Genomic DNA, 13,876 nt, shown 5'->3' with positions numbered 1-13,876 from the left:
GGATGAACGGCGAATCCAGAGTGTGAACAGCAGTGAGGAGATCGCCGTGTCGGGTATGTCGGCGGGCCGGTCAGCCATGCGGATGGGACCCGCTGAGCTGGTGCAGGCGGCGGCCATGGCCCGCCGCTTCTACCTCGAGGGCAAGTCCAAGATCCAGATCGCGGAGGAGTTCGGCGTCAGCCGCTTCAAGGTGGCCCGGGTCCTGGAGACCGCTCTCGAACGGGATCTGGTGCGCATCGAGATCCGTGTGCCGGCCGAGCTGGATGCGGAGCGCTCGGACGCGCTGCGCGCCCGGTACGGCCTCAGGCATGCCGTCGTGGTCGAGTCCCCGGCCGAGGCCGAGGAGTCGCCCGACCCTGAGAACCTGGGGGAGGTGGCCGCCGACCTGCTCGGCGAGCTGGTGAACGAGGGGGATGTGCTCGGCCTGGCCTGGGGCCGGTCCACCATCCACATGGCGGCCGCCCTCGACCGGCTGCCGCCCTGCACGGTGGTGCAGTTGACCGGTGTGTACGACGCCGGGACCGCCGAGCGCGGTTCGGTCGAGGCGGTGCGCCGTGCCGCGCAGGTGTCGGGCGGCGACGCGCACCCCATCTACGCGCCGATGCTGCTGCCGGACGCGGCCACCGCGGCGGCGTTGCGCCACCAGACCGGGATCGCCCGGGCCTTCGAGTACTTCGACAAGGTCACCGTCGCCTGCGTCTCCATCGGCTCCTGGGAGCCCGGCATTTCGACGGTGCACGACATGCTCAGCGACGAGGAGCGGGCGCACTACGCCTCCCTCGGCGTTGCCGCCGAGATGTCCGCGCACCTCTTCGACGCGGAGGGACGCCGGGTCGGACGGGACCTGGGGGAGCGGTGCATCACGGTCAAGGCCGACCAGCTCCGCCGCATCCCCGAGGTCGTCGCGATCGCGGGCGGGCAGCGCAAGGCGTCCGCGATCGACGCGGTGCTGCGGTCGGGGCTCGTCACCAGCCTGGTGACGGACACAGCGGCGGCGGACGTGCTGATGACGGCGGGGCAGACGCCGAAGCCCGCGCTCAACCGGGCGGATCCCGACGGGCACTGACGGGGCGTCAGAAAGGGGGCGGTCCGCCGGGGGCCGTCCCCTTCGTTCATCGACTTCCTTCATCGACGATCACTATGACCTTGGCGGTACTGAAATGACGGAGCTCGTGGTCACGCTGGACCTCGACGGGGTCACGGACAAGGCGGGCCTCATGGACCGCTGTGCCCTGACCCTGGAGTTGCCCGACTGGTTCGGCCGCAACTGGGACGCCCTCGCCGACAGCCTCTCCGATCCCTCCGTGTGGCCCACGGAGGCCGCGGACGGGTTCCTGGTCGTCGTACGGAACTGGCAGCCGTACGCGAAGGCGCGGCCCGAGGAGTGGGAGATCGCCCAGGAGGTGTTCTCCGCGGCCGTGAACCGGGCACCGTCGCTCAGCGTGATGCTCGCTCTCGGAGGATCCTCCTAAGACCCATCTGACCTGCTCGTATGAAGCGACCGTGCATCACGTTCCGGTCAGCATGGGACAATGAAGTACGTGCTCTTCCCCCTGGCTGACCTGTCCGGGGGCCACCTCTGATCGACTGGGATGTGCAGCACGTGCGTTTCCTCAATGACATCCAGCCCGCGTACGACCTGACGTACGACGACGTCTTCATGGTCCCGAGCCGCAGTGCGGTCGGCTCGCGGCAGGGCGTGGACCTCAGCTCCCCGGACGGCACGGGCACCACGATCCCGCTGGTCGTCGCCAACATGACCGCCATCGCCGGCCGCCGTATGGCCGAGACCGTGGCGCGGCGCGGCGGCCTCGTGGTCATCCCGCAGGACATCCCGATCGAGGTCGTCACCGAGGTCGTCTCCTGGGTGAAGAGCCGCCACCACGTCCTCGACACCCCGATCGTGCTGGCCCCGCACCAGACCGTCGCCGACGCGCTGGCCCTGCTGCCCAAGCGCGCGCACAACGCCGGTGTGGTCGTCGACGACGACTTCAAGCCGATCGGCGTGGTCACCGACTCCGACCTGTCCGGCGTGGACCGCTTCACGCAGCTCGAAGTGGTCATGTCCCGGGACCTGCTGCTCCTCGACGCGGACCAGGACCCGCGCGAGGCCTTCAACACCCTGGACCACCACAACCGGCGCTACGCCCCCGCCGTCGACGCAGGCGGCCGCCTCGCCGGCATCCTCACCCGCAAGGGCGCCCTGCGCGCCACGCTGTACTCGCCGGCCACCGACGCGAACGGCAAGCTGCGCATCGCGGCCGCCGTCGGCATCAACGGCGACGTGGCGGGCAAGGCCAAGCAGCTGCTCGACGCGGGCGTCGACACCCTCGTCATCGACACGGCGCACGGCCACCAGGAGTCGATGATCGCCGCGATCAGGACCGTGCGGGCGCTCGACCCGCAGGTGCCGATCGTCGCGGGCAACATCGTCGCCGCGGAGGGTGTCAAGGACCTCATCGACGCCGGTGCCGACATCATCAAGGTCGGTGTCGGCCCGGGCGCGATGTGCACGACCCGCATGATGACCGGCGTCGGCCGGCCGCAGTTCTCGGCCGTGCTGGAGTGCGCCGCCGAGGCGAAGAAGTACGGCAAGCACGTGTGGGCCGACGGTGGTGTCCGGCACCCGCGCGACGTCGCCATGGCGCTCGCCGCCGGTGCGTCCAACGTGATGGTCGGCTCGTGGTTCGCGGGCACCTACGAGTCGCCGGGCGACCTCCAGCAGGACTCCAGCGGGCGGCTGTACAAGGAGTCGTTCGGCATGGCCTCCGCGCGCGCCGTGGCCAACCGTACGTCGGAGGAGTCGGCGTACGACCGCGCCCGCAAGGCCCTGTTCGAGGAGGGCATCTCCACCTCCCGCATGTTCCTCGACCCGGCCCGCCCGGGCGTGGAGGACCTGATCGACTCGATCATCGCGGGCGTGCGGTCGTCCTGCACCTACGCCGGCGCGGCCTCCCTGGAGGAGTTCGCTGAGAAGGCCGTCGTCGGCATCCAGAGCGCCGCCGGCTACGCGGAGGGCAAGCCGCTGCACGCCAGCTGGAGCTGATGCCCCAACGCCCTTTCGTACGGCCCCCGTTGACCCGCCTGCTCGGGGCATCGGGGGCTGTTTCGCGTGCCGGACTTTCGCCTGACAGCTTGGGTTCGGCTGTATGGGGGCGACTGCGGGTAGCCGGTGGCTTGTCGCGCAGTTCCCCGCGCCCCTGGAGGGACATCCGTCGCGTGGGAGCGAACGGCCCCCACTCATCCGCAGGCGCCTTCGCATGGCCCGCCTCGCTGCGCTCCGAGGGCATCGGCCGCTGGCTGGTCAAGGCCCTCTGAGGGAGCCCCGTGCAACGGTCGAAAGCCACCGCGCAACGAACACCCACCCAACCCCCAGGAACGCAATGATCTTGCGGGTACGCGCAAGGTTGCTGCATTACAACGGCAACGCCGCTCCTCATAGGCTGTCGCCTCGTACGTGGCGTGGCAGGGACCCCGCTCGGTGGGGTCCTGCTGTCGCAGGGTGCCGCCGGTCCCCGCCGCCCTCAGAGGCAGCGACGAAGGAGTCAGCGCGTGCTCGATCAAGGCGCACCCCCGCAGAACAGCCCCCAGTCAGGCCCACCGTCCCCGGGTGTCGGCGCGCGGCTGATGCGTCGCAAGCCCGTGGAACACCTGGTCGCAGAGGGTGGCCAGGGCGAGGGAGGGTCCCTGCGGCGCTCCCTGGGCCTGTGGCAGCTCACCATGATCAGCATCGGTGCCACCCTCGGCACCGGCATCTTCGTGGTCCTCGGCGACGCCGTCCCGGAGGCCGGCCCCGCGGTCACCCTGGCCTTCGTGATCGCCGGTCTCACGGCGCTGTTCTCGGCCCTGTCGTACGCCGAGCTGGCGGGCAGCATCCCGGTCGCGGGCTCCTCGTACTCGTATGCGTACGCAACGATGGGCGAGCTGGTCGCCTGGGTCTGCGGCTGGTGCCTGGTGCTGGAGTACGGCGTGTCGGTGGCCGCCGTCGCCGTCGGCTGGGGCGAGTACCTCAACGAGCTGCTGGACGGGACCATAGGCGTCACCATCCCGGCCGTGCTGTCCTCGGCGCCCGGTGAGGGCGGCATCATCAACCTGCCCGCGCTGATCGTCGTCCTGCTGGCGATGGTGTTCCTGCTCGGCGGTGTCCGGGAGTCCGCCCGGGCCAACACGATCATGGTCGCGGTGAAGATCCTCGCCCTCGTGCTCTTCTGCACGGTCGGCTTCATGGGCTTCAAGTCCGGCAACTACGCCGACTTCATGCCGCTCGGCATGGCGGGCGTGAGCGCCGCTGGTGCCACGCTCTTCTTCTCCTACATCGGCTTCGACGCCGCCTCCACCGCCGGTGAGGAGGCGAAGGACCCCAAGCGGGACCTGCCGCGGGCGATCATGCTGTCGCTGATCATCGTGACCGCGCTGTACGTGCTCGTCGCGGGCGTCGCCGTCGGCGCCTGGAACTGGAAGAAGTTCGACGGCTCGGAGGCCTCCCTCGCCGCGATCATGAACGACGTCAGCGGCCAGACCTTCTGGGGCACGCTGCTCGCGCTCGGCGCGGTCATCTCCATCGCGAGCGTCGTCCTCACCGTGCTCTACGGCCAGACCCGCATCCTCTTCGCGATGTCCCGCGACGGCCTGGTGCCGAAGGCGCTCGGCAAGGTCCACCCGAAGACCGGCGCGCCCCGCCTCAACACGGTCATCGTGTCCCTCTTCTGCGCCGCCCTCGCCGCCCTCATCCCGCTGGGCAAGCTCGTCGACGCCACCAGCATCGGCACGTTGTTCGCCTTCGCGCTGGTCAACATCGCCGTCATCGTGCTGCGTTACAAGCGGCCGGAGCTCGAGCGCACGTTCAGGGTGCCGTTCGGGCCGGTGCTGCCGGTGCTGGGCTTCCTGTTCTGCGCGTACAACATGTTCAGCCTCGACACCGTCACCTGGGTCGTCTTCGGGTTCTGGATGGCCGCCGGTCTCGTGTTCTACTTCCTGTACGGCTATCGCCGGTCCCGTCTTGCCATGTCAGAAGTGAAGTGAACCACCCGCAGTGCTGAACGATCTCGACGAACGCATCGTGCACGCCCTCGCCGAGGACGCCCGCCGCTCCTACGCGGACATCGGGCAACTCGTCGGCCTGTCCGCGCCCGCTGTGAAACGGCGCGTGGACCGGCTGCGCGCCACCGGGGCCATCACCGGCTTCACCGTACGGGTGGACCCGTCGGCCCTCGGCTGGGAGACCGAGGGGTTCGTCGAGATCTACTGCCGGCACAACACCTCGCCGGAGACCATCCGGCGGGGGCTGGAGCGCTATCAGGAGGTCGTGGCCGCGTCGACCGTCACCGGGGACGCGGATGCGGTGGTGCAGGTCTTCGCCTCTGACATGCGGCATTTCGAGCGGGTGCTGGAGCGGATTGCCGGGGAGCCGTTCGTGGAGCGGACCAAGTCGGTGCTGGTGTTGTCGCCGTTGCTGCGGCGGTTTTCTTCCGGGTCGCCCACGTAGTCGGTCATCTGCGGCTTGGTGGGGGTTGATCGCGCAGTTCCCCGCGCCCCTATAGGGCGCGTTTGCGTACCGTTGTCAGCATGCGCCGTACGAGGAAGGCGTGGCCGCCTGTGCCGATGACCAGCCGTCGGTAGATGGCTCCTGCCGGGCCGGGGAAGCCGGCCCGGGTCTCGGCCCTCACCTGGGTACGACCCGGACCTGCCTCTTCGAGGTGGAAGACCAGGGCGTACGACGAGAAGCGGTGCCGCCCGACGAGGGCCAGCTCTCGGCCCGGGGCCGCCACTGCGACCCGGAAGCCGCGCAGGGTCGAGCTCTCGGTCAGGGGGCGGGGCCCGGAGGGCGTGCGGTCGGCGCAGCCGAGCAGAGCAACGATGCCCACCGATCGGCCTCGCGAGAAGATGCCGTCCAGCACGTGTCGCAGCTCGTGCCAGACAGTGTCGGCGTCTGCTGCGACGACCGTCGTGTGCTCGTCGACGTACGGCAGGGCGGGGATGTCGATGGTGTCCATGACCGGAAGTCTTGCGCGCCGCTGCGGGCGACGGCCTCCTCCGCAGGACTGACGTGCATAGCCGTTCGGCGGAGAGCGCAACAGTGCGCCCCAACTACTCCGCGGTCTTCCGAGCCAACGCGTTGTTGCCGATCGAGTTGTACACACTGAAGCTCACCGCGTCCGAGCGATACCGGTCGTCCGACCACTCCACCGGACGCCCCTCCCGCGTCGTGGTCACCCGGCGCACCCGCAGCAGCGGGCTGGTCCGGCGGACGCCCAGCAGCTCGGCGTCCTGCGCGCCCGCCGCCACCGCGTCGATGACGTGCTCGCCGTAGGCGAAGACCAACCCCGTGTCCTCGTACAGCCGTTGGGTCACCGATGGGCAGTCAGGTTCGATCGATTCGACGGCCGGCGAGATCCAGTCGGCGTATACGGTCCGTTCCAGCAGCACCGGTTCACCGTCCAGGCCGCGTACCCGCAGGACGTGCAGCACCGGAGTGCCGGCGCGCAGTTGGAGGCGTACCGCGTCCTCCTGTGTCGCCGCGCGGTACTCCTGCGCGACCACACGGCCCGTCGCCGCCCGCCCCATCGCCCGCGCCCACTGCGCGAAGCTGCGCAGTTCGGCGAAGCTCTGGCTGCGGCGGCCGGCCAGTACGACGCGGCGGGCGCCCTGGCGTGAGCCGATGAGGCCCTCGGTGGTGAGCGCCGCGACGGCCTGGCGGACCGTGCCGCGTGAGACGCCGTACCGGGCCGCGAGGTCGGTCTCGGCGGGCAGCAGGCTGCCGACCGTGTACTCCTCGCGGTCGATCGCCCGGCGCAGTTCGTCGGCGATCTCCTCGTGTCGCGCCGCCATGCTTCCCCTCTGAGTCGGTTGCTGTGCACAGCGTGACCAGCCTAATCGAGACCCGGCGGTGATCCGTGTCAGCCGGGATTATGCACAAATTCAGGGCTCAGGGTTTCGCCAGAGTTTACGGACGTGCAACCATCGCCCGGCGTACTGAGGCCAACTTGTTCAGACAAGTTAGCCGCAGCACGTGGGCAAGATCCTTCCGCACCATCGCGCGTCCCCCTGGAGAAAGCCGTGACCGTGTCCTTGCCGAGAACCGCCGTCCCGATCGGCGCCCTGACCGTCGTCGCCGCGCTCGCCCTGAGCGCCTGCGGTGCCGCCCCCGACAACGCGTCGACCACCGCCGACGGCAAGAGCGCCGCCACCGCCACCTCCGCCGCCGACTTCGGCGGCATGGACGCGCTGGTGAAGGCGGCCAAGAAGGAGGGCACGCTGCACGCCATCGCGCTGCCCCGCGACTGGGCCAACTACGGCGCCCTCATCGACGGCTTCCAGAAGAAGTACGGCATCAAGATCGAGGTGGAGAACCCGGACGGCGCCAGCCAGGACGAGATCAACGCCGTGACGTCGAGGAAGGGCCAGGACCGCGCCCCCGACGTCCTCGACCTGGGCAGCTCGTTCGCGCTGAGCGCGGCCCAGCAGGGGCTGCTCGCGCCGTACAAGGTGCAGGCCTTCGCCGACATCCCCGAGGGCCAGAAGGACGCCCAGGGCCGTTGGTACAACGACTACGGCGGCTACATCTCCATCGGCTGTGACGCCAAGCGGGTCAAGGAGTGCCCCGAGACCTTCGCCGACCTGCTCAAGCCGCAGTACAAGGGCCAGGTCGCCCTCAACGGCAACCCGACCAAGTCCGGCTCGGCCTTCGGCGGCGTCTGGGCGGCCTCCCTCGCGAGCGGCGGCTCCTTCGACGACATCCAGCCCGGCCTCGACTTCTTCGCCAAGCTGAAGAAGAACGGCAACTACACGCCCGTCGAGTCGACCCCGGCCACCGTCGAGAAGGGCGAGACGCCGATCAGCATCGACTGGGACTACCTCAACGCCGGCTACGCCGACGAGTTCAAGTCCAAGGGCGTCGACTGGAAGGTGGCGGTGCCCACCGACGGCAAGTTCTCCCAGTACTACTCGCAGGCCATCAACAAGGACGCCCCGCACCCGGCGGCCGCCCGCCTGTGGGAGGAGTACCTCTACAGCGCCGAGGGCCAGAACCTGTGGCTCAAGGGGTACGCCCGACCCGCCCTGATGCCCGCCATGGAGAAGGCCGGCACGCTCGACAAGACGGCCGCGGCCAAGCTGCCCGAGGTCGCCGGGACGCCCTCCTTCCCGACCGAGGAGCAGCAGAACAAGGCCAAGACAGTGCTCGGGCAGGGTTGGGCGAAGGCCGTCTCCGGATGACGGCCACCCTCACGCGGGTCGACACGGCGACCGCCGCTCCGGTGAAGCGGCGGCGCCGGTCGCTCGGCTGGCTCGCCGTCGCCCCGCTGCTCGTCTTCACCGCGATCGCCTTCGGGCTGCCCGCCCTGGCCATGCTCGACGGCGCCTTCACGGTCAAGGACCCGGCCACGGGCGCCGGTTCGTACACCGTCGAGAACCTGAGCACCTCCCTCAAGGGGGCGTATCTCACGGCTCTCCTCGGCAGCGTCAAGCTGTCCGCCGTCTCCGCCGCCCTGGCTGTCGTGTTCGGCCTGCCACTCGCGCAGGCCGTGGTGACGTCCCGGTTCCGGGCGCTGCGCGAGGCCGTGCTCACCGCGTCCGGGGTGCTCGCCAACTTCGGTGGTGTCCCGCTGGCCTTCGCCTTCGTCGCCACGCTCGGCAACGCCGGCGTGCTGACCCGGCATCTCGGCCTGACGGACAAGGGCTGGGATCTCTACAGCTTCTGGGGCCTGGTGATCGTCTACCTGTACTTCCTGATCCCGCTGATGGTCCTCACCATCACCCCGGCCCTGGACGGCCTGCGCTCCCAGTGGCGCGAGGCCGCGCAGAACAACGGGGCGACGACGGTGCAGTACTGGCGGCATGTCGCCCTGCCCGTGCTGCTGCCCTCGCTGCTCGGCGGGCTGGTGCTCCTCTTCGGCAGCGCCTTCGCCGCGTACGCCACCGCCGCGGCCATGGTCGGCAGTTCGATCCCGCTGGTCACCCTGCAGATCGCCGACGCCCTCTCCGGCAACGTGCTGGTCGGCCAGGAGAACGTGGCACTCGCCCTCAGCCTCGACATGGTCCTGGTCGCGGCCCTGGTCATGGCGGTGTACCTGCCCCTGCAACGACGGAGCGCACGATGGCTCGCCTGAACCTGTGGCGGTGGGGCGTCCTCGGCCTCGCCGGACTGTACTTCCTGGTGCCGCTGGCCGCGTCCGTGATCTTCACAGTCGACGTGCCGGGGCAGGGCGTCACCTTCGACGCCTACACGCAGATCTTCTCCGCCGACGGCTTCACCTCCAGCCTGCTGCTCTCGCTGGAGCTGGCCGCCGCCACCATCGCCGTCGTCCTGCTGCTGATGGTGCCCGCCACGGTCGCGCTGCGGCTCGGCGCGTCCAGGCTGCGGCCGGTCGTCGAGGTGGTGTGCTCGCTGCCGCTGGTCCTGCCGCCGATCGCGTTCGTCGCCGGGATCGTCACCGTGCTGAAGTGGGGGCCCGAACACCTCTCGCGCACGCCGCTGTTCCAGACGTTCGTGGCCATCCAGAACCCCGACTTTCCCGTCGTGCTCGTGCTGGCGTACGTCGTGATGGCGCTGCCGTTCGTGTACCGGGCGCTGGACGCGGGCCTGAGCGCCATCGACGTACGCACCCTCGTCGAGGCCGCCCGCAGCTGCGGGGCCGGCTGGCCGCAGGCGCTGTTCGGAGCCGTGCTGCCCAATCTGCGCGCCGCGCTGCTCAACGCCTCCTTCCTCACGCTGGCGCTGGTGCTCGGCGAGTTCACGGTCGCCCAGTTGCTCGGCTTCAGGCCGTTCGCCGTGTGGATCGTGAGCGTCAGCGGCGCCCAGGCCCAGCTGTCCGTCGCCGTGTCCGTGCTCAGCCTGCTCGTGACCTGGGCGCTGCTCCTCGTCCTCGCCGGCTTCGGCGGACGCACCCGTACCACCTCCCGGGGATGACCATGACCCTCACCACGCTCGAGAAGACGACCACCGAGAAGGCCGCCACCGTCGAATTCCGCGGACTGCGCCGGGAGTTCGGGGCGACCGTCGCCCTCGACGGCCTCGACCTCACCGTCCAGCCCGGTGAACTGCTCGCCCTGCTCGGCCCCTCCGGCTGCGGCAAGACCACCGCGCTGCGGATGCTCGCCGGGTTCGAACACCCGGATGCCGGCGAGGTGCTGGTGGACGGCGAGGACGTCACCCGCGTCCCGGCCCACCGCCGCGACGCCGGGATGGTCTTCCAGTCGTACAGCCTCTTCCCGCATCTGAGCGCGCTCGACAACGTGGCCTTCGGGCTGCGGATGAGGAAGGTGCGCACTGCACAACGGCGGGCGCGGGCCGCCGAGTTGCTGGAGCTCGTCGGGCTCGCCGACAAGGGGCAAAGCTTCCCGCACCAGCTCTCCGGCGGCCAGCAGCAGCGCATCGCCCTGGCCCGGGCCCTCGCCCTGCGCCCGCGCGTACTGCTGCTCGACGAACCGCTGTCGGCGCTGGATGCCAAGGTGCGCCTCACGCTCCGCGAGGAGATCCGACGGCTCCAGCAGGAGCTCGGCATCACCACCCTGTTCGTCACCCACGACCAGGAGGAGGCGCTGTCGATGGCCGACCGGGTGGCCGTGATGCACGCCGGACGGCTCGAACAGTGCGCCGTGCCCGCCGAGCTGTACGGGCGGCCGGCCACCGCCTTCGTCGCCGAGTTCGTGGGCACGATGAGCCGGATTCCCGGAACGCTGAAGGGGACCGAGGTAGAGGTGCTCGGGCGGCGGTTGCCGGTCGACGGCCAGGCGCCGTCCGGCAGCGAGGTGGACGTCCTGGTGCGGCCGGAGGCCGTACAGGTGCGGTCCGACGAGACGGGCGACGCGCGGGTCGTGGCCACGGCGTTCCTCGGCGCGGTCGTCCGCGTCACCGTCCGGCTCGGCGACGGCACCGAGGTGAAGGCCGACCTGCCCGTGCACGAAGCCGCCGGACTGGGCACCGGCTCCTCGGTGAGCGTGTCCCTGCCGGAGCGGCCGGTGCTGGTGGCGGAACGAACCGCCCCGTGACGAAAGAGAGAGACGTGACCCCCCACCCCCGACTCCCGCTCCAGGCCGTCCTGTTCGACATGGACGGCACGCTCGTCGACACCGAGCGGCTGTGGTGGGAGGCGGTGGAGCGTGTGGCCGGCCGGGCCCTCGCCGTGGCGGACGAGCCGCATGTGCTCGGCCGTCCGGTCGAGTACACCGCCCACTGGCTGGCCGAGGCCACGGGCACCTCGGCCGCCGGCCTCGCCGACGCGCTCCACCACGAGTTCGCAGACCGCGTCCGTACCGGCATCGTGCCCCGCCCCGGCGCCCTCGCCCTGCTCGACGCCCTGGCCCGCGAGGACATCCCCACGGCCCTGGTCACCGCATCCCCCCGGGCCGTCGCCGACACCGTCCTCGAAGCACTCGGCGCGAGCCGCTTCGCGGTCTCCGTCACCGCCGACGACACCGACCACACCAAGCCCGCCCCCGACCCGTACCTGGCCGCCTGCCGCGCCCTCGGCGTCGACCCCGCCCGCTGCGTGGCCGTCGAGGACACACAGACCGGCGTCAGCTCCGCCGAGGCGGCAGGCTGCACGGTGCTCGCGGTGCCGTCGCTCGCCCCGATCGAGGCGGCACCCGGACGGACCGTGCTGGACAGCCTGGAGGGCGTCACCCCGCGGCGCCTGCGCGCCCTGCTGCCGTACCGCCTCCGCGTCATGACCTGGAACCTCTGGTACGGCGGCACCAAGGTCCGCGAGCACCGGGCCAAACAGCTCAAGATCATCACCGAGACCGAGGTGGACGTGGTCGGCCTGCAGGAGACGTACGGCAGCGCCGCCGAGGAACTCGCCGGCGCCCTCGGCTGGCACCACCACCGTGCCGGGGAGAACCTCGGCGTCATCAGCCGCCACCCCATCACGGCCCGCTTCGGCGACCCCGACGTCGGCTTCTACGGGGCGGCCGGGGTCCGGATCGAGGTGGGCGACCACGAGGTCGACATCTGGACGGCCCACCTGGACTACACGCCGTACGGGCCCTACGAGTCCGCCTTCGACGGGCTCGGGGCGGACGAGCTGATCGCCCACGAGGAGGTGCGGCTCGCGCAGATGCGGGACACCCTGCGCCGGATCGACGACGCCTGCGACGCCTCCGTCCCCGTCGTCCTCGTCGGCGACTTCAACAGCCCCTCCCACCTGGACCGGCCCGACGTCGAGTGGCCGGTGACGAAGGCCGCGGAGGAGGCCGGCCTGCGCGACTCCTACCGCGAGGCCCACCCCGACCCGGTACGGGACCCCGGCCACACCTGGTCCCCGGTCCATGACGAGCACGAGGACGGCAGCGGCCGCCCGGAGCCGCAGGACCGGATCGACTTCGTTCTCCACCGGGGGCTCAGGGTGCTCGACTCGCGGACGTACGTCAGCGGCCGCCCCCGCCCCTGGCCGGACGTCGAGGACAACGACTGGCCGTCCGACCATGCGGCGGTGATCACCACATTTTCGCTGGGCTCATGAACCCGGTCCGCCTACCATCGGTGCCATGACCTGGCGACATTGATCCACCAGCCGTGCCTCCCGAGGGCCGCCTCGGACGCCGTACCCCCGGCATCCGAATCGCCCCTACGGGAAGGCCTCATGACACTCTCACCTGCACGCGTGCCCGGTGCGCCCGCCCCCGGCGTCCGGCGTCTCGCGGTCACGCTGTACGGCTACATGTTCCTGGACGACTTCGTCCTGCTCTACCCGGTGTACGCGCTGCTCTTCGTCGACACCGGTCTGTCGCTCTGGCAGATCTCCTCCCTGTTCGCCCTGTGGTCGATCACCGGCGTCCTGCTGGAGGTCCCGTCCGGCGCCTGGGCCGACGCCGTCTCGCGCCGGCTGCTGCTGTGGCTCGGCCCGCTGCTCACCGCCGTCGGCTTCGCCCTGTGGGTGCTGGTGCCGTCGTACTGGGCCTTCGCACTCGGCTTCGTCCTGTGGGGTGCGCGCGGAGCGCTCGGCTCCGGTGCGCTGGAGGCCCTCGTCCACGACGAGCTGGACCGGCTCGGTGCGGCCGGGCAGTACGCGCGTGTCATGGGGCGGGCCCGGGCGGCGGGCCTGGTCGGCGTCATGGCGGCGATGGCCGCCGCCGGACCGGTGTTCACGCTCGGCGGCTACCCGGCCGTGGGCACGGCGAGCGTGCTGGCCTGCCTGCTGACGGCGGCGACGGCGACCCGGTTCCCGGAGAACCGGGGCAAGACCGAGGACGGCGAGGGCTGGGCCGCGACCCTGCGGTCCGGACTCGCCGCCGCCCGCGGTGACCGCACCCTGAGGGGAGCCGTCCTGCTCGTGCCGGCCGTTGGCGCCGTATGGGGCGCGCTCGACGAGTACACGCCGCTGCTGGTGCGGGAGACCGGCGTGGCCGACGAGCTGGTGCCCTATCTGCTTCTGCTGATCTGGACAGGGGCCACGGTCGGCGGCCTGCTGGCCGGTCCGGCCGAACGGCTCGGCACAGGCGGACTGGCGCGGCTGCTCATGGCCGCCGCGCTCGCCCTGGCCGTGGGCGCACTGTCCGGCAGCCCGCTCGGCCTCGGCCTGGTCGCCCTCGCCTTCGGCGGCTTCCAGCTGGCGACCGTCCTCGCCGACGCCCGGCTCCAGCACCGTATCGAGGGCACCGGCCGGGCCACGCTGACCTCGGTCGCGGGCCTGGGCACCGAGCTGGTCACGGTGGCCGTCTACGGCGCGTACGCCGTCCTCGGCGGGGCGGCCACGCACGGCACCGTGTTCGCGCTGCTCGCGGTGCCCTACCTGGTGACCGGGCTGGTGCTGACCAGGGCCTGTCCGGCGGATCAGGCCGGCTGCAAGGGACGGCACCTCATCAACGCAGGTGAGCGGGGCCTGGTGCGTCCAGCTGCAAGGCGGAGGAGCCGTGTCGATCAGCCGCTACCGCGGCG

Annotated in this window: 12 protein-coding genes and 1 pseudogene; 11 read left to right on the top strand and 2 right to left on the bottom strand. The window is 71.0% G+C overall.

What is annotated here, in order from left to right:
- Positions 1-22 precede the first annotated feature (22 nt).
- The 5 genes from ADL12_RS43770 (at position 23) to ADL12_RS43750 (ending at position 5,485) form a co-directional block, all read left to right on the top strand.
- Positions 23-1,066, top strand: coding sequence for a sugar-binding transcriptional regulator (locus ADL12_RS43770; RefSeq protein ID WP_062713987.1), 1,044 nt, complete (start codon positions 23-25; stop codon positions 1,064-1,066).
- A gap of 94 nt (positions 1,067-1,160) precedes the next feature.
- A complete protein-coding gene (locus tag ADL12_RS43765) occupies positions 1,161-1,472 on the top strand; it encodes a barstar family protein (protein ID WP_062713985.1) in 312 nt (103 codons plus the stop codon).
- A gap of 131 nt (positions 1,473-1,603) precedes the next feature.
- The gene (locus tag ADL12_RS43760; RefSeq protein WP_062714029.1) at positions 1,604-3,046 is read left to right on the top strand and encodes a GuaB1 family IMP dehydrogenase-related protein; all 1,443 of its coding nucleotides are present in this window, start codon (positions 1,604-1,606) and stop codon (positions 3,044-3,046) included.
- Between the two features lie 506 nt (positions 3,047-3,552).
- Positions 3,553-5,022: an amino acid permease gene (locus ADL12_RS43755; protein ID WP_079052604.1), complete on the top strand. Its 1,470-nt coding sequence runs from the start codon at positions 3,553-3,555 to the stop codon at positions 5,020-5,022.
- 10 nt (positions 5,023-5,032) lie between these two features.
- Positions 5,033-5,485 (top strand): Lrp/AsnC family transcriptional regulator, encoded by a 453-nt coding sequence (locus tag ADL12_RS43750; protein WP_062713983.1) that lies wholly within the window; start codon positions 5,033-5,035, stop codon positions 5,483-5,485.
- A gap of 49 nt (positions 5,486-5,534) precedes the next feature.
- Here the strand turns inward: ADL12_RS43750 and ADL12_RS43745 are convergent, their stop codons facing one another.
- Positions 5,535-5,993 (bottom strand): hypothetical protein, encoded by a 459-nt coding sequence (locus ADL12_RS43745; protein WP_062713981.1) that lies wholly within the window; start codon positions 5,991-5,993, stop codon positions 5,535-5,537.
- A gap of 94 nt (positions 5,994-6,087) precedes the next feature.
- Positions 6,088-6,828 (bottom strand): GntR family transcriptional regulator, encoded by a 741-nt coding sequence (locus ADL12_RS43740; protein ID WP_062713979.1) that lies wholly within the window; start codon positions 6,826-6,828, stop codon positions 6,088-6,090.
- Between the two features lie 228 nt (positions 6,829-7,056).
- Here ADL12_RS43740 and ADL12_RS43735 point away from each other — a divergent pair, with 228 nt between their 5' ends.
- The 6 genes and pseudogenes from ADL12_RS43735 to ADL12_RS43710 form a co-directional block, all read left to right on the top strand.
- Positions 7,057-8,214, top strand: a complete 1,158-nt coding sequence (locus ADL12_RS43735; RefSeq protein ID WP_062713977.1) for an ABC transporter substrate-binding protein — start codon at positions 7,057-7,059, stop codon at positions 8,212-8,214.
- Positions 8,211-9,107: an ABC transporter permease gene (locus ADL12_RS43730; RefSeq protein WP_062713975.1), complete on the top strand. Its 897-nt coding sequence runs from the start codon at positions 8,211-8,213 to the stop codon at positions 9,105-9,107. Before ADL12_RS43735 ends, ADL12_RS43730 begins: the two co-directional genes overlap by 4 nt.
- A complete protein-coding gene (locus ADL12_RS43725) occupies positions 9,095-9,907 on the top strand; it encodes an ABC transporter permease (RefSeq protein WP_062713973.1) in 813 nt (270 codons plus the stop codon). The genes ADL12_RS43730 and ADL12_RS43725 overlap by 13 nt, the downstream gene beginning before the upstream one ends.
- Before the next feature lie 2 nt (positions 9,908-9,909).
- The gene (locus ADL12_RS43720; RefSeq protein ID WP_062713971.1) at positions 9,910-10,989 is read left to right on the top strand and encodes an ABC transporter ATP-binding protein; all 1,080 of its coding nucleotides are present in this window, start codon (positions 9,910-9,912) and stop codon (positions 10,987-10,989) included.
- Positions 10,990-11,003: 14 nt separating this feature from the next.
- Positions 11,004-12,461 (top strand): HAD-IA family hydrolase, encoded by a 1,458-nt coding sequence (locus tag ADL12_RS43715; protein ID WP_062713969.1) that lies wholly within the window; start codon positions 11,004-11,006, stop codon positions 12,459-12,461.
- A 120-nt stretch (positions 12,462-12,581) separates the two neighbouring features.
- Positions 12,582-13,760, top strand: a pseudogene (locus ADL12_RS43710) (MFS transporter); the annotation flags it as partial.
- Positions 13,761-13,876 lie beyond the last annotated feature (116 nt).

Origin of the sequence: Streptomyces regalis (genome assembly GCF_001509475.1) — a bacterium.
Lineage (GTDB): Bacteria > Actinomycetota > Actinomycetes > Streptomycetales > Streptomycetaceae > Streptomyces > Streptomyces regalis.
This window is presented reverse-complemented; position numbering and strand designations above follow the sequence as displayed.